The 21,693-nt window shown below is 70.9% G+C and carries 17 protein-coding genes; 14 read left to right on the top strand and 3 right to left on the bottom strand.

Features of this window, described 5'->3' with window-relative positions; translation table 11 throughout:
- Positions 1-451: 451 nt before the first annotated feature.
- Entirely contained in the window at positions 452-640 is a 189-nt protein-coding gene (locus tag FJ251_03230; GenBank protein ID MBM4116741.1) for a hypothetical protein, read from the top strand.
- Between the two features lie 61 nt (positions 641-701).
- Here FJ251_03230 and FJ251_03225 read toward each other — a convergent pair whose 3' ends face one another.
- A complete protein-coding gene (locus FJ251_03225; GenBank protein MBM4116740.1) occupies positions 702-1,574 on the bottom strand; it encodes a CPBP family intramembrane metalloprotease in 873 nt (290 codons plus the stop codon).
- A 91-nt stretch (positions 1,575-1,665) separates the two neighbouring features.
- On the opposite strand from FJ251_03225, the gene FJ251_03220 reads away from it, so the two are divergent.
- From FJ251_03220 to prmC, 13 genes are all read left to right on the top strand, one after another.
- Positions 1,666-2,532 carry a prohibitin family protein gene (locus FJ251_03220; protein ID MBM4116739.1) on the top strand — a complete coding sequence of 289 codons (867 nt, stop codon included), beginning with the start codon at positions 1,666-1,668 and terminating at the stop codon, positions 2,530-2,532.
- A gap of 12 nt (positions 2,533-2,544) precedes the next feature.
- On the top strand, positions 2,545-4,119 hold the full coding sequence (locus FJ251_03215; GenBank protein ID MBM4116738.1) for an NAD(P)H-hydrate dehydratase: 1,575 nt from the start codon (positions 2,545-2,547) through the stop codon (positions 4,117-4,119).
- A gap of 49 nt (positions 4,120-4,168) precedes the next feature.
- Entirely contained in the window at positions 4,169-5,179 is a 1,011-nt protein-coding gene (gene tsaD / locus FJ251_03210; GenBank protein MBM4116737.1) for a tRNA (adenosine(37)-N6)-threonylcarbamoyltransferase complex transferase subunit TsaD, read from the top strand.
- A 221-nt stretch (positions 5,180-5,400) separates the two neighbouring features.
- Positions 5,401-6,417, top strand: a complete 1,017-nt coding sequence (locus tag FJ251_03205) for a response regulator (protein MBM4116736.1) — start codon at positions 5,401-5,403, stop codon at positions 6,415-6,417.
- An 18-nt stretch (positions 6,418-6,435) separates the two neighbouring features.
- The gene (locus FJ251_03200; protein ID MBM4116735.1) at positions 6,436-9,081 is read left to right on the top strand and encodes an HD domain-containing protein; all 2,646 of its coding nucleotides are present in this window, start codon (positions 6,436-6,438) and stop codon (positions 9,079-9,081) included.
- 47 nt (positions 9,082-9,128) lie between these two features.
- A complete protein-coding gene (locus FJ251_03195) occupies positions 9,129-9,515 on the top strand; it encodes a response regulator (protein MBM4116734.1) in 387 nt (128 codons plus the stop codon).
- Between the two features lie 176 nt (positions 9,516-9,691).
- Positions 9,692-11,746 (top strand): primosomal protein N', encoded by a 2,055-nt coding sequence (priA, locus tag FJ251_03190; GenBank protein ID MBM4116733.1) that lies wholly within the window; start codon positions 9,692-9,694, stop codon positions 11,744-11,746.
- A gap of 152 nt (positions 11,747-11,898) precedes the next feature.
- Entirely contained in the window at positions 11,899-13,416 is a 1,518-nt protein-coding gene (locus FJ251_03185; protein MBM4116732.1) for a tetratricopeptide repeat protein, read from the top strand.
- A 416-nt stretch (positions 13,417-13,832) separates the two neighbouring features.
- Positions 13,833-15,086: a transcription termination factor Rho gene (rho, locus tag FJ251_03180; GenBank protein MBM4116731.1), complete on the top strand. Its 1,254-nt coding sequence runs from the start codon at positions 13,833-13,835 to the stop codon at positions 15,084-15,086.
- 49 nt (positions 15,087-15,135) lie between these two features.
- Positions 15,136-15,360: a 50S ribosomal protein L31 gene (rpmE, locus tag FJ251_03175; protein ID MBM4116730.1), complete on the top strand. Its 225-nt coding sequence runs from the start codon at positions 15,136-15,138 to the stop codon at positions 15,358-15,360.
- Between the two features lie 91 nt (positions 15,361-15,451).
- Entirely contained in the window at positions 15,452-16,477 is a 1,026-nt protein-coding gene (locus tag FJ251_03170; protein MBM4116729.1) for a DUF1385 domain-containing protein, read from the top strand.
- Entirely contained in the window at positions 16,474-17,550 is a 1,077-nt protein-coding gene (prfA, locus tag FJ251_03165; GenBank protein ID MBM4116728.1) for a peptide chain release factor 1, read from the top strand. The genes FJ251_03170 and prfA overlap by 4 nt, the downstream gene beginning before the upstream one ends.
- Positions 17,547-18,461, top strand: coding sequence for a peptide chain release factor N(5)-glutamine methyltransferase (gene prmC, locus FJ251_03160; protein MBM4116727.1), 915 nt, complete (start codon positions 17,547-17,549; stop codon positions 18,459-18,461). The genes prfA and prmC overlap by 4 nt, the downstream gene beginning before the upstream one ends.
- On the opposite strand, the gene FJ251_03155 is transcribed toward prmC, so the two are convergent.
- Both FJ251_03155 and FJ251_03150 read right to left on the bottom strand, forming a co-directional pair.
- Positions 18,458-19,945, bottom strand: coding sequence for an alpha-mannosidase (locus tag FJ251_03155; protein ID MBM4116726.1), 1,488 nt, complete (start codon positions 19,943-19,945; stop codon positions 18,458-18,460). The genes prmC and FJ251_03155 overlap by 4 nt on opposite strands.
- On the bottom strand, positions 19,912-20,955 hold the full coding sequence (locus FJ251_03150; protein MBM4116725.1) for a hypothetical protein: 1,044 nt from the start codon (positions 20,953-20,955) through the stop codon (positions 19,912-19,914). Before FJ251_03150 ends, FJ251_03155 begins: the two co-directional genes overlap by 34 nt.
- Positions 20,956-21,693 lie beyond the last annotated feature (738 nt).

Below are 21,693 nucleotides of genomic sequence, written 5' to 3'. Positions count from 1 at the left end.
GAAACAACGGGCGCGACCCGGGAACGAGCTCGCTGGCATGGAGAAGGGGGAGCCCGGTGGCCCTCCCTGTTGCCATGTGGCAAGTCCGGCCCTTGATCTGCGGCTTCCTGATCATCACGCGACACCGGGTGCGCAGCGCGCTGTCCAGGAGCGAGTCGCGCCGGCGGCCGGCCCCGCCTTCACGCAGCCGCTGCGGCGTTCGGGAGTTCAGGGGGCTGAATGCCTTCCCGAGAACTCCTGTGCAGCGGAGTTCGAGGGGAGGCATTCAGCCCTCTCGGCATCCGGGGCGCCGCCGCGTCTGCACGCAGAAAAGGCCGGCCGCTCGCTTGACTTCTCGGGTGAGCGGGCTAAATTCCGCCCTACGCCCGACTCGGGCGACCACGGCAACGCCAATCTGTGACCCCTCGGTGTGAAAGGGAGGTGGAGGCTCGAACCCCTCGAGCCGGGATCCATGGAGCATTTCCCGAAGTGCTTGAACTGCGACAACGGCCACCTGCTGCCGCTGTCCGACTACGGCCGCGACGGCGCGACCATCCAGTACAAGGCCTGGGTCTGCAACAACCCGGGCTGCGGCTTCAACATCCGCATCGACAACGGCGAGGTCAGCCTCGGCCGCCCGCTGGGCCCCTCGAACAAGTAGGGATCCCGCCGTCCCCTTGCCTTCTCGGCCCTCGCCCGCGGGCGGGGGCTTTTTCGTGCGCCTAGACGCGGGCCTGCAGCCAGAGCCGGCTGAAGAAGACGAAGAGGAAAAGACTGACGAGCAGCCAGAGCGCCGAGGACTCGGCGAAGGGCGTCTGGATCAGCCGCTCGAGGTCGCCGCCGCTCTGCTGGAGCATGACGAGATTGGCCAGATTCCAGATCGCGTGGGCGATCAGCGGGTAGCTGAGATTCCCGAGGAGCAGCAGCAGCGCACCGAAGAAGAGGCCGAGCAGCGCCGCGCCCGGGATCGAGTGCGGCGGGTGCACGGCGCCGAAGAGCAGCGCGCCGATCAGCACGGCCAGGCCGCCGCGGCTGAACCCCAGCCGCGCCAGCCAGACCGGGCGCGCGAGGAGGCGCTGGAGCAGCCGCTGCAGCAGCCCGCGAAAGATCAGCTCCTCGGCGAGGGGGCCGGCCAGCACCAGCGCGAAGACCACGGCCAGCCAGCCCAGCGGGCTCTCGGGCCGGAGCGTCGCCACCCAGCGCAGGTAGGCCGCCTCGGGCGGGACGTAGCGCGCCATCGCCGCCGTCAGGATGCCCAGGGGCGGCACCAGGCTGAGGGTCGCTGCGGCGACGGCGAGGCTCGGCACCAGTGCCGGCCGCTCGATCTGGAACTGCGCGCGGAAGGGGATGCCCAGCCGCCGCGTCAGCGTGAAGAGCGGCAGCACGACGCCCACTCCCGCGGCCAGGCTGGTGCCGACACCGATCCACCAGGGCCCGCGCGCATAGAAGGGCCACTGGATCACCTGGTAGAGCAGGAAGCAGAGCCCGGTCACCGCGAGGAGGAACCAGGGCCCGAGGCGCGCAACGAGCCGGTCGGCCTGGAGCATGGCGCAGTATAGGCGGCGCCGCGCGCGCGCTGCAAGCCGGCCGGCCATCACTCGTTGACAGGCTCTTGCGACCGGGGGGACACTCGCCCCGTCCGCTCGCGCGCCGCCAACCCCCACCCGGGAGGACGCCATGGGCCTCATCCTCTTCCTGCTGCTCGCCGTCGCCGGCATCGCCCTCTTCAACCGCGCCCGCCGCCTCACCGCCCCCGCCGCCCGCTTCGGCCGCGTGATCGGCGGCCTGCTCGCCCTCGTCGGTGTGATCGGCGTGCTCGCGCAGTCCATCGTCTCGATTCCGGCCGGCCACGTCGGCCTCAAGGACTTCTTCGGCAAGATCGGCGACGGCGCCCTCGCGCCGGGCCTGCACCTGGTCAACCCCTTGCTCACGATCCGCGAGATGGACGTGCGCACCCAGGAGATCACCGAGACGGCCAGCGTGCCCAGCAAGGAGGGCATGAACATGAGCCTGGACATCTCGATGCTCTACAGTGTCGAACCGACCAAGGCCGCGGCGATCTACCGCACGATCGGCCCGGACTACGCGGCGATCTTCGTCGTGCCCACTCTGCGCTCGGAGCTGCGCGGCGCGACCACGGCCTACGAGGCCAAGGCGCTCTACACGAGCCAGCGCCAGGCCATCGCCGAGACGATCACCGGCGCCCTGCGGCCAATCCTCGCCGAGCGCGGCATTCGCCTCGAGCAGGTGCTGCTGCGCAGCGTCACGTTGCCGCCGCAGCTCGCGCAGGCGATCGAGAACAAGCTGCAGGCCGAGCAGGAGTCCGAGCGCATGCGCTTCGTGCTCGACCGCGAGCGCCAGGAGGCCGAGCGCAAGAAGATCGAGGCGCAGGGCATCGCGGACTTCCAGGCCATCGTCAGCGAGGGCATCAACCAGAACCTGCTGCGCTGGAAGGGCATCGAGGCGACGCAGAAGCTCGCCGAGAGCGCGAACGCGAAGGTCGTCATCGTGGGCGGGCAGGACGGCCTGCCGCTCATCCTGAACACGCAGTAGCGGAGGGTGGGGATGCGGCTCGTCAGCAGCGCGCAGATGCGCAGGATCGACCGCCTGACCATCGAGGGCGGCCTGGTGCCGGGGCCCGAGCTGATGGAGCGCGCCGGCCGCGGCGTCTTCGGGGTGATCCGCCGGCGCAGCCGCCTGCCGCTCGCCGGCCGCCGCGTGCTGGTCGTCTGCGGCAAGGGCAACAACGGCGGCGATGGCTTCGTCATCGCGCGGCACCTGATCCAGGCCGGCGCGCAGGTGACGATCACCGTGCTCGCCGCCGATCTCGATCTCGCCGCCGACGCCAAGGGCGCCCTGCACCAGCTCATCCCCCTGCATCCCACCCTGCGCAAGTTCTCCGACCCCGGCGGCCCGGCTGCCTTCGCGTCCGAGCTCGCGGTCTGCGACCTGGTGGTGGACGCCCTCTTCGGCACCGGCGTCCAGACGCCGCTGCGCGAGCCGGCACTCGGCGCCGTGCGCGCGATCAACAGCTGCGGGCGGCCCGTGCTCGCCGTCGACGTGCCGAGCGGCCTCTCGGGCGACCTCGATCCCGGGCCGGGCGAGACCGTGCGCGCCCAGCTCACGGCGACGATCGGCCTGCCCAAGCTCGGCCTCTACTACTACCCCGGCCGCGCCGCAGCCGGCGAGGTCGAGGTGGTGGACATCGGCTTCCCCGAGTCCGTACTGGCCGCCGAGAGCGGCCGGCGGCGCCTCGTCGACCGCGCGGTGGCGGCGCGCCTCGTCCCCGCGCAGGATCCGGCCGGGCACAAGTACCGCCGCGGCGCACTGCTGATCGTGGCGGGCAGCCGGCGCTACGGCGGCGCGCCCCTGCTCGTCGCCGGCGGCGCGCTGCGCGGCGGCGTCGGCATGGTCACCGTCGCCGTGCCGGCCTCCCTGGTGCCGCTCGTGCAGGTGAAGTGGCCCTCGGCGATCGCCATTGCCCTCGCCGAGGACGGCGACGGCCGCCTCGCCGCCAGCGCCCTGCCCGTGCTGCGCGAGGCCGCCTCGCGCGTCCAGGCCGTGGCCATCGGGCCGGGCCTGGATCGCGGCGAGGAGACGCAGCGCCTCCTGCGCGAGTGGCTGGGCGAACTCGCGCTGCCTGCCGTGCTGGACGCCGACGGTCTCATGCCCTTCGCCGGCGACTACGCCGCGCTCGCCGCGCAGCCCGGCCCGCGGCTCTTGACGCCGCACTCGGGCGAGCTGGCCGCGCTGCTCGGCACGAGCGCCGCTGCCCTCGACGCGGATCGCGAGGCGCAGCTCATCGCCGCGCAGCGGCCCGGCGTCGTCCTATTGCACAAGGGCGCGCCCTCGGAGATCAGCGGCCCCGACGGCCGCCTCTACACGGTGGCGGGCGGCGATCCGGCAATGGCCAGGGGCGGCACCGGCGACGTGCTGACGGGGCTCCTCGGCGCGCTGCTCGCGCAGATGCCCGAGCGGCCGCTCGACGCGGCGCGCCTGGGCGCCTGGTTGCACGCCGAGGCCGGCCGCCTCGCCGCGCAGCGCCTGGGCCGCGCCCTCTGCGCGGGGGATCTCAGCGACTGGCTGCCCGAGGCCTGGCGGGAGCTGCGCGGGGAAGCGCGGGATCTCTGGCAATGGTGACCACCAGCCGCGCGCCGGCAAGCGCCGGCCCGCGAGCGAAAGGCCCGCCGTGATCATCCTCGGCATCGAGACGAGCTGCGACGACAGCGGAGTCGGCCTCTACTGCAGCGAGCGCAAGACGCTCGCCAGCCTGCTCGCCACGCAGCTCGAGCACCGCGACTTCGGCGGCATCGTGCCCGAGGTCGCCAGCCGCGCGCACCTGAAGAACCTGCCGCCCGTGCTGCGCGCCGCCCTGGCGGACGCCGGCCTCGGGCTCGCCGAGGTCGACGCCATCGCCGTCACGCGCGGCCCGGGCCTATTGGGCTCGCTGCTGGTCGGCCTCGCCTTCGCGCAGGCCCTCGGCGAAGCCTGGCGGCGGCCCGTGCTCGGCGTGCACCACATCGAGGCGCATCTGGCCTCGAACCACCTCGAGCGGGACATGGTCTTCCCCGCGCTCGCGCTCGTCGTCTCGGGCGGGCACAGCCAGATCTTCCACCTGCGCGCCCCGGGCGATTACGTCCTGCTCGCGACCACGCGCGACGACGCGGCCGGCGAGGCCTTCGACAAGGCGGCCAAGCTGGCAGGACTCGGCTTTCCGGGCGGGCCGATCATCGAGCGCCTCGCGCTGACGGGCGACCCGCGGGCCTTCGCCTTTCCGCTCGCCCGCCTGGGCGACCGCAGCCTCGACTTCAGTTTCTCGGGGCTCAAGACGGCCGCCCGCCTGGCCTGGGAGCAGGCCGGGCCGCTCGCCGGCCAGGGCCTGGCCGACTACTGCGCCTCCTTCCAGGCCGCGGTGATCCGGCAGCTCCTCGATCGCCTCGAGCGCGCGCTGCGCGGGCGGGAGGCGATGGCCGTCTACATCGCCGGCGGCGTCGCCGCAAACCGCGCTCTGCTCGCCGCCGCGCGCGACCTCCTCGAACCCCGCGGCCTGGCGGTTCACGCGCCGAGACCGCGCTTCTGCACCGACAACGGGGCGATGGTGGCCTGCGCGGGCGCCTGGCGCCTCGCCGCGGGGCGTGCGGCCGGCGCGAGCCTCGCGCCCTTCTCGCGCGGCGGCCTGCGCTCCTGGGGTGTGGACTGACCGCGCGCTTCCTCCCGCGGCCGCCCCGGTCGCGCCCTTCCCGATCCTGCCGCGGGCTGCCCCTGTGGCGCCGATCGCGGCCCGGCGCGGCGCGCTGTGGCGGCTGGCCGATTCCTCGTCAAGCGTGAGCCGCCGCTGCCGATACCTAGACCCGTCGGGCATATGGATTGCAATCGCGGGCAATGGTCGGCGACAGCTGACGCCGACTTGACGTGGGTATCGTGCAGCGCTGGAAGGACCTCGGGGTGATGAACAATCCCACCACGATTCTCGTCGTCGAGGACGATGCGGCAATCCGCCGCATCCTCGAGTACCAACTGCAGAAGGCCGGCTACGAGGTCCTGACCGCAGAGGACGGCGAGACCGGTCTCTTCCTCGCGCGCAAGCACGAGCCCGACCTGCTGCTCCTGGACGTGATGCTGCCGCGCCTGGATGGCCACGAGGTCTGCCGGCAGATCCGCCAGGACTACCGCATCGGCCAGACGCCGATCATCATGCTCACGGCGCGCAGCTCGGTCAAAGATCGGGTTGCCGGCCTGGCTCAAGGCGCCAACGACTACCTGATGAAGCCCTACGACCAGGAGGAGATGCTGGTCCGGGTGAAGAACACGCTCACCCTGGCCCGCAAGCAGCGCGAGGCGAATCCGCTCACCGGTCTGCCCGGCAACTCCGCCATCGAGTCCGAGCTGAACCGCCGCCTGGCGACGCAGGAGGACTTCGCCTTCCTCTACGTCGACATCGACAACTTCAAGGGCTTCAACGACACCTACGGCTACGCCAAGGGCGACGAGGCGATCCGCATGCTGGCGGGCATCCTCACCGAGGCGATCCACGACACCGGCCACGAGGGCTTCGCCGGTCACGTCGGCGGCGACGACTTCGTGATGGTGGCGCCGCTGGACCTCGCCGAGGACATCGCGCGGCGCACGGTGAAGGCCTTCGACCTGCTCAAGGAGCGGCTCTTCCGTCGCGAGGACTGGGAGCGCGGGCACCTGAGCGTGCTCGACCGCCAGGGCAGCGAGCTGCGCATCCCCCTGATGAGCCTGACCGTGGCGATCGTCATCAACGAGGGGCGTCGCTACACGCACGTCGGCCAGATCAGCGATGCCGCCTTCGAGTTGAAGAAGTACGGCAAGACATTCCAGGGCAGCACCGTCGTCAAGGAGCGCCGCGGCCGCGGCGCCGGCGACTCGGCCGAGGAGCCGATCGCGCAGGAAGCCGAGCCGGAAACGGCCTAGCGAAGCGAGGCACAGCGCGTGCAGGATTCCAGCGAGCAGATGGACGGCCTGGAGCGGCTCGAGGGCGGCTTGCCCGGGCGCGAGCCGACCCGACGCGTGCGCCGGCTCCTGCGCCGGCTGCGCCGCTCCTGGATGGGTGTCTTCGCGATTGCGACGCTCGTGCTGGCGGCGGCCGCCGTCGTCGGGCCGCGCGCGTTGCGCGTGGAGTTCGGCCTGCTCGGCGTCGTCTCGCTGCTGCTGCTGCTCTTCCTGGCGCGCGAGGAGCGCGCCGCCCGCGCCGGGCTCACGCGCGAGCGCTACCTCTGGGCCCGTCTGCGCGACCTCAGCCAGATCACGGAGGTCGTTCTCGGCGTGCGCTCGCTGGACGACGTGCGCAAGCTGGCCGGCATGGGTCTGCAGGAGGCGATGCTCCTCCTGCGCGCCGAGTACGGCGCCCTCCTGCTCCAGGACACCGACGGGGACGACCACCTCACGGTGCTCGGCTTCGCCGACCGCAACTACGACCACCGCCCCTGGCTGGTCGAGATCCAGAACCTCCTGCGCAGCCAGCCCTTCAACGCCCCGCTCTTCGTGTCCGACCTCGCGGCCGATCCCCGCTTCGGCGAGACGGCGATGGCGGCCAAGGCCGGCTTCGGCTCCCTCGTCGCCGTCCGCTTCGGCAGCGGCAGCGAGGCGGCGGGCCTGCTCGTCGTCGGCAGCGCGGCGCCCTGCGAATTCCGCCGCGGCGACGAGAAGACCTTCGAGCTGACCGCCCGCGTGATGATGAGCACCCTGCGCCACGGCCGGAAGCTCGACGAGTTCGCCGAGCAGATCGCCGACCTCAAGCGCGAGGTCGACGAGCTGACCTACGCCAACCAGGCCAAGAGCGAGTTCGCCTCGGTGGCCAGCCACGAGCTGAAGACCCCGCTCACGGCGATCAAGGCCTCGGTCGACACCCTGCTCGCCAACGTCCGCCGCGGCGACCACGAGGCGATGGAGGAGTTCCTGCTCGTCATCCGCGAGGAGGCCGACCGCCTCATCGACATGACCGGCAAGATCCTCGAGATCTCCGCCCTGGACTACAGCAACCGCGTGATGGAGCGCCGCCCGGTGCGCCTGCGCCGGGTGGTGGACTCCTGCGCCCAGGCGCTGGAGGTGCACCTCCAGGAGAAGGACATGCACCTGGCCATCGAGGTGCCGCTGGAGCTGCCGCCCGTCTTCGCCGATCCCGGCATGATCCGCCAGGTGCTGATCAACCTGATCGGCAATGCGATCAAGTTCAGCACGAGCGGGCAGACGATCACCGTCAGCGCGCGCCGTCGCGAGGATGCGATCGAGGTGCTGGTCATCGACCAGGGCGTCGGCATCCCGCTCGAGGAGCAGCCGCACATCTTCGAGCGCTTCTACCAGGGCAGCGGCCAGGGCGACAACCACAGCCAGAGCACGGGGCTGGGCCTGGCGATCGTCAAGGAGATCGTCGAGCAGCACCAGGGCCACGTTCGCGTGGAGAGCGCGCCTGGCGCCGGCGCCACCTTCACCTTCGACCTGCCGATCGCGCGCGACGGCTTCGGGCTCGAAGGCACGCCGCTGGAGCTCAAGCAGAGCGGTGAGGTGGAGGAGTTCCTGCGTCTGGCCGTCGACTGGATCGGTCACGTCGCGCGCGCCGAGGACTGCCTGCTCTTCCTCGGCACGCCGGAGGAGCTGCAGCTCTACTGGGCCACCGACGACTGCGAGAACCTGCTCCAGGCGGCCAAGGTCGCCACGCAGGCGCTGCAGCGCGGCGGCGCGCTGATCGCCGTGGAGCCGGACGCGAGCCTCGTCGCGGTGCCGCTCTACTTCAAGGATCGCAGCGTGGGCAGCTTCGTCGCGCGGCGGCGGACGCCGATCTTCCGGCAGGAGGACCAGCTCCTCGTCGAGAGCATCGTCGACCGCATCGGCCGCGTGATCGGCGAGGCGGCGGCGCAGCGCGACCCGGGCCGCCTGCTGCGCCGGGCGATGCGCGCCGTGCGCGACCTGCTCCAGAGCGGCCAGCGCCGCGTGCCGGCCAAGGTCGACCCCGCGCTGCTCGCCTGGGAGCTGGCCGATCGCGCCGGCGCCGACATGGAGCTGGCCCGCGACGTGCGCCTGGCGACGAACTTCCACGATGTCGCCATGGCCCAGATCGGCCTCGACATCGAGAAGCAGGACCGCCCGCTGAGCCCCAGCGAGCGGCAGAAGCTGCACGAGCACCCGCGCCAGGCGGCGCGCCTGCTCGAGGACATCCAGGCGATGGAGGCCGTGGGCACGATCGTCCTCCATCACCACGAGTGGTTCAACGGCGACGGCTACCCGGACGGCCTCTGCGGCGAGACGATCCCGCTCGGCGCGCGCATCGTCGCCATCATCGATGCCTACTGCTCGATGACCGCGCCCCGCAAGTACAAGCCGGTGCACGTGCCGTTCGAGGCGGCGCGCGAGCTGGTGCGCTGCTCGGGCCGGCAGTTCGATCCGCGTCTGGTGCTGCAGTTCCTCCAGATGCTGCGCGACAAGGCCTGGATCGAGGCCGATGAGCTGGCAGCCCTGCACGCGGAGCACGCGGAGCTGGATCGCCCGCGCCCCTTGCGGGGCGACGCGGGCGCAGGCCGGCCTTCAGCGCAGACCGTGCCTGCCGATAACGACATGGACAGTCAACCCGGGCTCGACTGAGCCCGGGCGCCCCTGCGGGGGCGAGCAGTCGAGGGAAAGGAGTCGCCGTGTTTCAGGGTAAGGTCCTGGTGGTCGACGACGAGGTCTACATCCTCCACATCCTGGACTTCAGCCTGGGTGCCGAGGGCTACGAAGTGGTCACGGCCGCCAACGGCGAGCAGGCGCTCGAGAAAGCCGTGAGCGAGCGGCCGGACCTGATCGTCATGGACGTGATGATGCCCAAGCTCGACGGCTACGAGACCTGCCGGCGACTCAAGGAAATGCCGGAGACGAAGCACATCCCCGTGCTGCTGCTCACGGCCAAGGGCCGCGACGGCGACCGCAAGAAGGGCTTCGAGGTGGGGGCCGACGACTACATCACCAAGCCCTTCAGCCCCAACAAGCTGATCACCCGGGTCCAGGAGATCCTGGGCATCCAGGCCGGCGGCCAGTAGGCCGCCACCCGGCGTGCACGGCGAGGGCCGTCCTTCCCGCGGGGAGGGGCGGCCTTTCCGTTTGCGGCCCGCGCGGCCCCTTGCGCCGCGCGGGCGGGCGTGCGAGAACAGAGGCGCCGCGGCGCGCCTCCCGCCCGCGGCTAGCCCTCGCCGCCTCGACGAGGACGAGGAGAGCCGTGAGCGAACCCGCCGGCGGCGCCGCGGGCGAGCGCTTCGTCGACGTCGCGCTCCCGCTGCCCCTGGACCGCAGCTTCAGCTACCGTCTGCCCGCCGAGATGCCCCTGCCCGCCCCGGGCTGCCGCGTCCGCGTGCCCTTCGGCGCCGGCGAGGAGACGGGCTTCGTCCTCGGCCCCCTGGCCGCCGCGCAGCTGGAGGCCGGCCTGCGCGCCGATCCGGCCAAGCTCAAGCCCGTCGGCGAACTGCTCGACCCCGAGCCCTGGCTGGACGCCGGGCTCCTCCGCCTCGCGCGCCAGCTCGCCGACTACTATGCGGCCAGCCTTGGGGAAGTGCTGCGCAGCATGCTGCCCGTGAAGCCGATGAAGCGCCCGCGCGCCCCGGCGCCGGCCCCCCTGCCGCCCGCCGACCGATCCCAGCGCCTCACCCCCGACCAGGCCGCGGCCCTGGCGGCCCTGGTCGAGGCCCTCGACGCCGGCGGCTTCGCGCGCTTCCTGCTCCACGGCGTCACCGGCAGCGGCAAGACCGAGGTCTACCTGCAGGCCATCGCCCGCTGCCTGGCGGCCGGCAAGCAGGCCATCGTGCTGGTGCCCGAGATCAGCCTCACGCCCCAGGCCGCCCAGCGCTTCCGCGCGCGCCTGGGCGAGGGCGTGGGCGTCTTCCACAGCGGGCTCTCGGCGGGGGAGCGCTATCTCGTCTGGGAGGGCCTGCGCGCGGGCCGCCTGCAGGTGGTGCTCGGGGCGCGCTCGGCGGTCTTCGCGCCCTGCCGGCGCCTGGGACTCATCGTGATCGACGAGGAGCACGACAGCTCCTACAAGCAGACCGAGAAGCCGCGCTACCACGCCCGCAGCGTGGCGATGCTGCGCGCCCAGGCGGCAGGCGCGGCGGTGCTGCTCGGCAGCGCGACGCCCGCGCTCGAGAGCCTCGACAACGCCCGCCGCGGCAAGTACCGCCTGCTCAGCCTGCCCGAGCGGGTGACCGGGTTACCGCGTCCCATGATCGAGGTCCTGCCGATGGCCGCCGAGACGGGCCTGCTCGCCGCGCCCCTGGCCGAGGCCATCGGTGCCTGCGCGGCGCGCGGCGAGAAGGCGATCCTCCTGCTCAATCGTAGGGGTCATAGCCGCCTGCGCCTCTGCCGCGACTGCGGCGAGACGCGCCGCTGCTCGCGCTGCGAGATCCCGCTCGTCTACCACTCGCGCCGCGAGCGGCTCATCTGCCACTACTGCGGCCAGGAGCGCGCGCCCGAGCCGGTTTGCCCGGCCTGCGGCAGCCGGCGCTGGGTGCTGCTGGGCGCCGGCACGCAGCAGCTCGAGCTGGAGCTCGGCCTGCGCTTTCCGGGCCTGCCGATCCACCGCATGGACCTGGACAGCACGCGCCGCCGCGGCGCCCACGCCGAGATCCTCGCCCGCTTCGCGGCGCCGGGGCCGGCCCTGCTGCTCGGCACGCAGATGATCGCCAAGGGGCACCACTTCCCCGAGGTCACCCTGGTCGGGGTCGTGGACGCCGACCTCGGCCTCTTCCTGCCCGACTTCCGCGCCGCCGAGCGCAGCTGGCAACTTCTCGAGCAGGTGGCGGGCCGCAGCGGACGGGGCGAGCGGCCCGGCCGCGTGCTGGTCCAGAGCTACGCGCCCGAGCACCCGCTCCTGCGGGCCCTGGCCGCGGGCGAGCTGGGCGCGCTCGTCGAGCGGGAGCTGGCCGAGCGGCGGGCGCTGGGCTACCCGCCCTACCGGCGCCTCGTCTCCCTGCTGGTCAGCGCGCCCGAGGCGGAGCTGGCCGCGCAGGCGGCGCTCCGGCTGGCGGCGGCCTGCCGGGAACGCTGGCCAGAAGCGGCCGCGGGCGGTGGCGCGCCGCCGGGCCGGACCGAGATTCTGGGCCCGGTGGAGGCCTATCCCGCGCGGCTCAAGGAGCGCTTCCGGCAGCAGATCCTCGTCAAGGGTCGCCTGGACGCGAGCCAGAAGCGCAGCCTGGCGCCGCTCTTCGCCGACATCGCCCGGCGATTGGGCCGCAGCGGCGCCCTGGCCCTGGAGATCGACGTCGACCCGGAGAGCCTCCTCTAGCCGGGGCCGGCCTTGACTTTTCCCCTTGTGGCCGCTAGCTTTGCGCTGGTCCGCCCCTCGACCCCAACACAATCACAGACGCATTCGCTCGGTCCGGTCGCCCCTGGGGCGGCGGGTAGGATCCCCCTCGATCCAAGGAGGACGGTTCTGGGATGAGACAGAGACACGCGCTGACGGTGGCCCTCCTGGGTCTGCTCGCCCTCGCCATCGGCTGTAACTCGATGCAGACCTCGAGCGCGATCCTGCGCTACCAGCAGGGCGAGTTCGAGGAGGCCGACTCCCTCTGCGGAGAGGCCCTGCGGGTCAACCCCAACGACGGCGAGGCCTACTTCTACCGCGCCCTCAGCCAGTCGATGCTGCGCAACTACTCCTCGGCCTACGAGAACTTCCGCAAGGCCGCGGAGCTCAAGCCCGACCGGGCGAAGATGGCCCAGCAGAACATCGACCACAACTTCGCCGAGGTCTTCAACAACGGCGTCGAAGCCTCCCAGCGGGACGAGACCGAGCTGGCGATCGAGTACTTCACGACGGCCACCCAGGCCAATCCCGAGAACCCGGCCGGCTACACCAATCTCGCCAAGGCCTACTGGACGAAGGCCGAGAAGCTCCGCAACTACGCGAAGGAGGACTTCCTCGCCAACGCGACGCTGGCCGTGGACAACTTCGAGATCGGTCTGAGCAAGGAGACCGAGGCCGAGAAGCGCGAGGAGACGGCCCGCGCCCTCACCGCCGTGCTCGGCAACCTCTACATCGAGAGCGAGGGCGAGGCGCGCGAGCCCTATCTCACCAAGTACCGCTCGGTCACGGGCGAGCTCGGCCAGCTCTTCGGACCCCACGAGAGCTTCGCCCGCGTGCTCTTCGACAAGGCCGAGAACCTGCGCGCCAACAAGCGCAAGGAAGAGACCTACCGCGACTACTACGTCTACGCGGGCGAGGCCTACGGGAAGGCGGCCGACATCCGCCGCGACCTGGGCGTGACGGACGACAACACCGTCAACGTGCCGCTCTTTGCCGGCATCGCCTACCTGAACTCGGAGATGTACGACGAAGCGGCCAAGTACCTGAACATGACCGTCCAGCTCGATCCCAATCTCGAGCAGGCCTGGTTCTACATGCAGTTCAGCTACTACAAGGCCGGCAAGTACGACGAGGCGATCAAGGCGGGCCTGTTCATCGACGAGACCCTCGCGAGCACCGACCCCGCGGTCTTCCAGATCCTCTGGCAGTGCTACAAGGAGAAGGCGATCGCAGCGGACAATGCGGGGGACAACGCCGGTTTCGTCGAGAACAAGCGGCTCTATGAGGACGCCTACATCAACTGGGCGACCTACAAGGGCCTCGCCGACGTGACGCCGACGCCCCTGCTCTCCAAGGCCGAGCAGGCCAAGGAGGAGAAGATCAGCAAGGCGATCTTCGAGAAGGGCGGCATCGCCGTCCTCGAGGCGGGCGTCAGCGGACGCTTCATCAAGGGTATGCTGATCAACAAGGGCACGGCGACCGTGCCCTACATCGAGCTGGCCATCGAACTGAAGGATGCGGCGGGCCTGTCGCTTGGCGAGACCTTCACCGAGCTGGAGGATCTCAGGCCGGGCGCCCAGCGCAACTTCTCGGCGGCCTTCGTGCAGGAGGACGTGGCGGGCTACGCGATCAAGGACATCATCGTCGAGTAGTTGGCCCGGAATTTGTTAGGCGCTGGACGGCGGCCGCCGTCCAGCGCCGCTTCCAGCGGCCCGCCAGCGCGGGCCGCGCTTGACAGCTTGTAGCGGATCGGGTAACTTTAGAAGCCTGAAGCGCCCTCCAGGGCGCGACCCGGACGCCCGTCCCCGATCCCATCGCATCCAGCGACGTTTTCCCCCTTCCCGCGCCCATGCGCGGGATCCCGATCTCTCGATCGCCCGGAGTGAACCCATTGAGAGCAGAAACTGACGAGAAGACCTCGCGCGGCCGTCGGCGCGGTTTCGAGCGCCGCCGCGGCGGCGGGGGCGGCAACCACCGCCAGCCCCAGCACCTGGACATGGGGGAGCACCCCAACGGCAAGGACAGCGATCCCGATACCGTCGATCGGGAGACCGCCAGCGGGGCGGTGATGGACATCACCCAGCTCAAGCGGGAGGCGGTGGCCAACCTCGCCGATATCGCCCAGGGCCTCGAGATCGAGGGCGCCAGCGGTATGCGGAAGCAGGAGCTGATCTTCCGCATCATCGAGGCCCAGACGCAGCAGAAGGGCTTCCTCTTCTCGGAGGGCGTCCTCCAGGTGCTGCCCGAGGGCTACGGTTTCCTGCGCTCGCCGGACTACAACTACCTGCCCGGCCCGGACGACATCTACATCAGCCCCAGCCAGATCAAGAAGTTCGACCTGCGCACGGGCGACACCGTCTCCGGCCAGGTCCGGCCGCCCAAGGAGAGCGAGCGCTACTTCGCCCTCCTGCGCGTGGAGACGATCAACTACGTGGCCCCGGGCGAGGGCAAGGGCAAGGCCAAGGTCTTCTTCGACAACCTGACCCCGCTCTATCCCGAGGAGAAGCTGAACCTCGAGTTCAAGGCGACCGACCTGACGACCCGGGTCATCGACCTGATGACGCCGATCGGCAAGGGCCAGCGCGCCCTGATCACCGCTCCCCCCCGCACCGGCAAGACCGTTCTCCTGCAGAACATCGCCAACGCCATCAGCGCCAACAACCCCGAGGTGAAGCTGATCGTGCTGCTCATCGACGAGCGGCCCGAGGAAGTCACCGACATGCAGCGCAACGTGCAAGGCGAGGTGATCAGCTCCACCTTCGACGAGCCGGCCGAGCGGCACGTGCAGGTGAGCGACATGGTGATCGAGAAGGCCAAGCGCCTGGTCGAGCACGGCCACGACGTGGTGATCCTGCTCGACTCGATCACGCGTCTGGCGCGCGCCCACAACGCCGTCGTGCCGCACTCGGGCAAGATCCTCTCGGGCGGCGTCGACAGCAACGCGCTGCAGCGGCCCAAGCGCTTCTTCGGCGCCGCGCGCAACATCGAGGAGGGCGGCAGCCTGACCATCATCGCGACGGCCCTCATCGAGACGGGCAGCCGCATGGACGAGGTCATCTTCGAGGAGTTCAAGGGCACCGGCAACTGCGAGATCATCCTCGACCGGCGCCTGAGCGACAAGCGCGTCTACCCGTCCATCGACATGTTCCGCAGCGGTACCCGCAAGGAAGAGCTGCTGCTGCCCGAGGCGGTGCTCAACAAGATCTGGGTCCTGCGCCGCTTCCTGAACGACAAGCCGATCGTCGAGGCCATGGAGTTCCTGCTCGAGAAGATGGCCAAGACGAAGACCAATCAGAAGTTCCTGGAGTCCATGAACGCCTGACCCATCGGGGCCCTCAGCGCCCCGCGGTCGGCAAGGAGGGAATGTCGCCATGAAAGCCGGAATCCACCCCGACTACGTGGCCTGCAAGGTGATCTGCCTCTGCGGCAACGTGATCGAAACCCGGGCGACGCAGGCGGAGATCCGCGTCGACATCTGCTCCACCTGCCACCCCTTCTACACGGGCAAGCAGAAGCTCGTGGACACGGCCGGTCGCGTGGAGCGATTCCAGAAGCGTTTCAAGGACTACCGCAAGCAGCTCGACAAGCAGGGCTAGCTGCCGGGAATTCAGCGGGCGCGACCCCTTCGCGGGGGGCGCGCCCGTTTGCTAGCGGTCCCGGTCGCGGGATCCAGCCGAGCGGAGAGGCATGAGGGCCGAAGAGAGAGAGAGCTTCGCGGTCGGTGGCCAGGCGGTCATCGAGGGCGTCATGATGCGCGGGCGCGACTTCGTCGCCTGCGCGGTCCGCACGCCCACGGGCGAGATCGCGCTCAAGAAGGAGCCCTTCCGCAGCGTCCTGCACCGCCTCAAGCTGACCAAGGTGCCCATCCTGCGCGGCGCCATCGGCCTCGTCGAGACGATGGTGCTCGGCATGCGGATCCTCAGCTACTCGGCCGAGGTGGCGATGCCGCCGGCGGAACCCGGCAAGGAGAAGCCCCGCAACGGCCTCAAGGAGAAGCTGGGCATCGGCCTGACGATGGTCTTCGCCTTCGTCTTCGGCCTCGGCCTGTTCTTCTACCTGCCGCTCGTGCTCACCGATCTCACGCCCGGCACCGAAGGCAGCCTGGCCTTCAACGTGGTCGACGGCATCTTCCGCCTGGCGATCTTCCTGCTCTACATCTGGGCGATCAGCCTCATGCGCGACATGCGCCGGGTCTTCGAGTACCACGGCGCCGAGCACAAGACGATCAACTGCTACGAGCAGCGCCGGCCGCTGACGCCCGAGAGCATCCTCGCCAGCGCGCGCCTGCACCCGCGCTGCGGCACCAGCTTCCTGCTGCTCGTGATGGTGGTCTCGATCCTCGTCTTCATGCCCCTGGGCCGACCCGAGAGCGTGGGCGAGCGCCTGTTGCGGATCGCCTTCGTGCCCGTGATCGGCGGCCTCTCCTACGAGCTGATCAAGCTCAGCGCCCAGGAGCGCTGGTTCCGCTGGCTGAGGCCGATCGTGCTGCCCGGCCTCTGGCTGCAGCGCTTGACCACGCGCGAGCCGGACCGCGATCAGTGCGAGGTGGCGCTGCGGGCGCTGTCCGCCTGCCTCGAGCCGGCGGAGCTGGCCGCCCTGACGCCGGCCCTCGAGCCCGACTTCTCGCCGCCGCCCCTGCACTACGAGGAGGACGAGGCGGAGAGCGCCGACGACGAGGAGACGCGGCCCCGCCGCGAGGTGAACGCCGAATGAGAGACCTCGGTCCGCGCATCCGCGAGCTGCTGGCGCGGCTCGCGGAACTCGAGCGGCGGATGCTCGACCCCGCCGTCCTCGGCGACCGCCGTCTGGCCAAGGAGGTGGGCGGCGAGCTGAAGCACCTGCAGGCCGTCGCCCGCCCCGGCCGCCGCTACCTGGAGCTGCAGGATGGCCTGGCGGAGGCAGAGGCGCTGCTCCACGGCGCCGACCCCGAGCTGAAAGAGCTGGCCGTGGCCGAGAAGCACGCGGCCGAGGCCGAGCTGCCCGCGCTCGGCGAGGCGCTCGAACGCCTGCTCATCCCCCGCGATCCCGACGACGACCGCAACCTGATCCTCGAGGTGCGCGCCGGCACGGGCGGCGAGGAGGCCGGCCTCTTCGCCGCCGATCTGCTGCGCATGTACTCGCGCTACGCCGAGCGCAGGGGCTGGCGCATCGAGGTGCTCAGCGTCAGCGAGGGCGCGGCCGGCGGCTTCAAGGAAGTCACCGCCGCCGTGCGCGGCGAGGGCGCCTACGGGCGGCTCAAGTACGAGTCCGGCGTCCACCGCGTGCAGCGCGTGCCGGCCACCGAGTCGCAGGGGCGCATTCACACCAGCGCGGCCAGCGTGGCCGTGCTGCCCGAGGTGGACGAGGTCGAGGTCGAGCTGGACCCGAACGAACTGCGCATCGACGTCTTCCGCTCGACGGGCCCCGGCGGGCAGAGCGTGAACACCACGGACAGCGCCGTGCGCATCACGCACCTGCCCAGCGGGCTCGTCGTCAGCTGCCAGGACGAGAAGAGCCAGCACAAGAACAAGGCGAAGGCGCTCAAGATCCTCGCCGCGCGGCTCTACGACCTGGAGAAGAGCAAGCGCGACGCCGAGATCAGCGCCCAGCGCCGCAGCATGGTGGGCACGGGCGACCGCTCGGCGAAGATCCGCACCTACAACTTTCCGCAGAGCCGCATCACCGACCACCGCATCGGCTTCACGACGCACAACCTGCCGGCGGCGCTCGACGGCGACCTCGACGACTTGATGGACGCCCTCAAGCTCGACGTCCAGGAGAAGCTGCTCGCGGCGGAGGACGCGTGAACGACGGGCTGCCGCAGGCCTCCGAGCCGGTCTGGACGCTGCTCGAGGTGCTCGGCCCCGCCGCCGACTACCTCGCCGCCGCGGGCGTCGAGAACGCGCGCTACGACGCCGAGTGCCTGCTCGGCCGCGTGCTCGGGCTCTCGCGCCTGGACCTCTACCTGCAGTACGAGCGCGAGCTGACGGCCGAGGATCGCGCCGCCTTCCGCGGCTTTCTGCGCCGGCGCCGCGCGCGCGAGCCCTTGCAGCACATCCTTGGCGACGTCGAGTTCTGCGGGCTCAGCTTCGCGGTGGCGCCCGGCGTCTTCATCCCGCGCCCGGAGACGGAGCTGCTCGTCGAGCGCGCGCTGGCCCGGCTGGCCCTGGACTTCCCGCTGGGCGGCGGCCGCCTCGGCAACCACCCGCTGCGCGCGCTCGAGCTGGGCGTGGGCAGCGGCGTGATCGCCGTCAGCCTCGCCGCCAAGCGTCCCGACCTGACGATCTGGACCAGCGACATTGCGCCGGCCGCCCTCGCTCTCGCCGCCGCGAACGCCAAGCGCCACGGCGTCGCCGCGCGGGTGGACTTCCAGGCCGTCGACGGCCTGCCTGCCGACAACGGCGCGCCCGTGCATCTCATCGTCAGCAACCCGCCCTACGTGCGGCCGGACGAGGCGCCCCTGCTCGCGCCCGAGGTGACGGACTACGACCCGCCCGAAGCCCTCTACGGGGGCGACGACGGGCTCGAGTTCTACCGCCGCCTGGCCGCGGAGGCGCCGGGGCGGCTCGTCCCCGGCGGCCTGCTCGCCGTGGAGATCGGCGCCGATCAGGGGCCGGCGGTCAAGGCGCTCTTCGTGGGGGCGGAGCTCGCGGCGGTCGAGCTCGAGCAGGACTACGCGCGCCGCGATCGCTTCGTCTTCGCGCGCAAGGCGGACTAGGGCGCGGCCGCCGCGCCCCTGCAGCGGAGCGGGGGATCGGTCGGGACGCGCACCGTCCACTCCCGCGTGAGCCGCAGATAGCCCTCCGGTCCCAGCTCTCCATAGTCCCGATAGACGAAGTCCCCCGTGGCGGCCGGTTCGGCCGGCTCGATCTGCGTGCCCTCATGCCACTCGTTCCACGAGGTGAGCCCGATGAGCGGCGGCGACACCGCGAGCGCGGCCGCGGCCAGGCGGCGGTAGGTGGCGCCGTCCTCGCGCTCGCGCTGGTTGGCGCCGTTCCAGGGCCGGATGCGCAGGTCGGCGTAGCCGGGGCCCACGCAGGGCACGAAGCAGAGCCCGCGCTCGCGACAGAAGGCGGCCATCGCCGGCCAGTTCGCTGCGGTCGCGCCGTAGGTGAAGCCTTCGGTGGCGAAGTAGCTGTAGGCGCCGTCGAAGCCGCCGCGGGCCAGCTCCTCGCCGTGGCGCGCCTCGACCCAGAGACCGATCACCGCGCAGTCCACCGCCGTGCCGCGGATGCTGAGGTCGCCGCCGGGGGTGAGCAAGCGCGCCCACTCGGCCACCGGCGACAGGTAGGAGTCGTAGACGAAGACGAGCGGCCGTCCGCCGCCTTCCTCTCGCCAGAGCGCGGGATGCGTGCCGAAACGCGCGAGCAGCGAAGCGATTCCTTGCCGCGAGAGCGCCGCGTCGCGGCCGGGCAGCGGCTCCAGGTGAAAGCAGACGCGCAAGCCGGCCGCGGCCGCCGCGTCGAGAAGGCCGGGCAGGGCCTCGTCCTCGAAGGAGCCCTCGCCCCACCAGGATGTGCACAGCGCGCCGACCCCGGCCGTGGCGAGTTGCGCCATCTGCCGGCGCAGCACCAGCGGGTCCTTCGAGGAATAGCAGCCACCCGCCGGGAAGTAATCGGCGCCGATGTCGCGGCCGCCGGGGTAGTGCCGGCGCGGGGTGACATCGCCCATCTGCGCGTGCGCCCAGTGGCGGTACTCGCCGTCGCGCTCGGGCGTGCCGTACCAAGGATAGTAGAAGGCGATGACGCGCGGGTTGGGCTCGCTTGCGCGCTCGAGTGCGCCGCCGCCACCGAGGCCGGCGCCGCAGCCCGCCCCCGCGAAGATCGACGCGAGCAGCAGCGCGGCGCAGAGCATGCGGTTGAAGGCGGCCGGGTGGGCCACCGTGATGTGCGTGTGGATCTTCGCCTTCTTGCTCGCCAGCTCGGTGATGTCGTGCCGGGCCATCGCCTCCAGGCAGTCCGGGCAATACACCCGCGGGGGCAAGCAGAAGTGCCTGTCCTTGCCGGCGACCTGGCACGTGCGACTCTCGCAGCGCGTCGCCATCAGCCGACCCTTGGCGAGGCCCTTGAAGAAGGCCGCCTCGCCGCCGTAGGTGTGGATGTGGATGGGCGCGCGCGGCTTCTCGATGACCATCGGCTCGAGGCTTCGCAGAACCGTCGCACTCGGGTTCAGGTTGTTGAACTCGAATTCGTGCTTGGCCATGGTCCCCCTCCTACTTCTTGATCACCGCGCTGGGGTGCATGAGGATCGAGCAGGTGACGTGCGAGCCGACGCCCGCGTGGCTGATCGCCAAGCCGCGCTTCGCGCGGGGGACCTGCAGGTTGACGAAGCCCTTCGGCTTCTCCTTGCCGAAGCGCTTCCACATTTCCAGCCGCGCGTGGAAGTAGGCCCAGTGGTTCTGGAGCTGCCAGAACACCTCGGCGACCTGCATGATGCCCGTCGCGCCCACGGCGTGCCCCGAGCCGATGAGGCCGCCCGACAGGCTGGATATCGGAGATCGTGAAGGCGTCGTGCAACTCGACGCGGTCGAGGTCCTCGCAGGGGTCGACGACGCCGGACATCCCGTAGGCGTAGAAGGCCGCCATGCGCGCCGCGAGAAAGCCCGTGAAGCCCGGGTAGCGCTCGGTCTTCTCAGTGCCGGGGAGCTTCCTGTAGGCCCGCTTGACAGCGGCGCTCTCGCGCTCGGCCGGCAGCAGCGGGATCTCCATGCGCCGACGATCGGCCGTGCGCAGCGTGTGGCTGCCCGCGGCGATCCAGAAGCGCATCGGGTTGTCCGAGAGCGTGTAGGCCGTGGCCTCCCCGCAGAGCAGCACGCAGGAGGCGCCCACGCTCATCAGGCAGGCGTCGTAGAAGCGCAGCGGATCGGCGACGATGGGGGGGATCTCCACGTCTTTCACGGTGTTCCGCGCCGGCGCCTGGGCGAAGGGATTCGAGCAGGCGTAGCCGCGGTTTTTGACGGCGATCTTGGACATCGTGCGCCGGAAGGCGGGCGAGGACTTGCCAAAGGTCTTCCAGTAGCGCGGGGCCATGAGCGCGTAGTGGCCGGTGTAGATGTGGCCCAGCGGATCGAGGCCGAGCCGGTCGTGGATGACCGCCTCGCCGAGCAGCTGGTCGCCAAAGTAGTCGGCAGTGTGCCCGTAGTAGCAGCTGTGGATGTAGCGCCTCAGCTCCCGGGTGCCGTCGACCTTGAGCTGGTTCTCGATGGCCATCATCCGGAAGGCCTCGACGCACAGCTCCTCGGTCTTCTTCTCCGGTTAGGTCTTCCGGAAGTCACTCTGTCAGGCAGCCACGAGGAACACAGGCCGCATCTGCTTCGGCGCCGTGAGCTGCCTCTCGGAGAACCTGATCATGTGACCTCCTGCCTCCTCTCGGCGCGCCGCGATGGCCGCGGATCGCGTGGTTCTGGGCGTGTCGGGCGAGGCTGCCATGGGCGGCAGCGCCCTGGCCCGGCCCGTCCACTTCCGGCTCGGCAGTATCACATAGACTTGCCGCTCTGGAATCGCAAACGCAAACCTGGCGAAAGATCGGCGCGGAGGGGGTGCCCGCCCCCGGTGGCGGGTGGCGCCGGCGCCGATGGGGGCTGCAAGCAGGCCGGCAGTAGCTGACGAGGCAGCGACAGGCGGCTAGTAGCGGGACTTGATCGTGCCCAAGGATGCGTCCCTGACCGATGTTCCGCATGCGTAGAGCCTTAGGGTCGCCCATAGGTAGCCCACGTGCAGCCATTCGCGCTCAGGATACCCGCACGCGGGGGCATGAGGATGGCACTCAAGGCTCAGGCAGAATTCCTGCGGAGAGCGCGGCTCCTTGATCTGGATCTTGGCGCCAGCATCCAGGACTAGCAGGGTGCTGAAGAAGGCCCTCTGAGACTCCCCGGTGCCCCTCCCATGGCTGTTTGCCACGTGGGAGCCTTCCGGTTGTTATGGCGACATCCGGTCTTACGCACCCGGCGA

The organism is bacterium (assembly GCA_016873475.1).
In the GTDB taxonomy this organism is placed as follows: domain Bacteria; phylum Krumholzibacteriota; class Krumholzibacteriia; order JACNKJ01; family JACNKJ01; genus VGXI01.
The sequence above is the reverse complement of the archived record's forward strand: the minus strand, read 5'-3'. Positions and strand labels throughout refer to the sequence as shown.

Bases quoted from the DNA above. Each gene is read 5' to 3' on its own strand.
- FJ251_03230 (MBM4116741.1), top strand. From the start codon at position 452: ATGGAGCATTTCCCGAAGTGCTTGAACTGCGACAACGGCCACCTGCTG.
- FJ251_03225 (MBM4116740.1), bottom strand. From the start codon at position 1,574: ATGGCCGGCCGGCTTGCAGCGCGCGCGCGGCGCCGCCTATACTGCGCC.
- FJ251_03215 (MBM4116738.1), top strand. From the start codon at position 2,545: ATGCGGCTCGTCAGCAGCGCGCAGATGCGCAGGATCGACCGCCTGACC.
- FJ251_03185 (MBM4116732.1), top strand. From the start codon at position 11,899: ATGAGACAGAGACACGCGCTGACGGTGGCCCTCCTGGGTCTGCTCGCC.
- rho (MBM4116731.1), top strand. From the start codon at position 13,833: ATGGACATCACCCAGCTCAAGCGGGAGGCGGTGGCCAACCTCGCCGAT.
- rpmE (MBM4116730.1), top strand. From the start codon at position 15,136: ATGAAAGCCGGAATCCACCCCGACTACGTGGCCTGCAAGGTGATCTGC.
- FJ251_03170 (MBM4116729.1), top strand. From the start codon at position 15,452: ATGAGGGCCGAAGAGAGAGAGAGCTTCGCGGTCGGTGGCCAGGCGGTC.
- prfA (MBM4116728.1), top strand. From the start codon at position 16,474: ATGAGAGACCTCGGTCCGCGCATCCGCGAGCTGCTGGCGCGGCTCGCG.
- FJ251_03155 (MBM4116726.1), bottom strand. From the start codon at position 19,945: ATGGCCAAGCACGAATTCGAGTTCAACAACCTGAACCCGAGTGCGACG.
- FJ251_03150 (MBM4116725.1), bottom strand. From the start codon at position 20,955: ATGATGGCCATCGAGAACCAGCTCAAGGTCGACGGCACCCGGGAGCTG.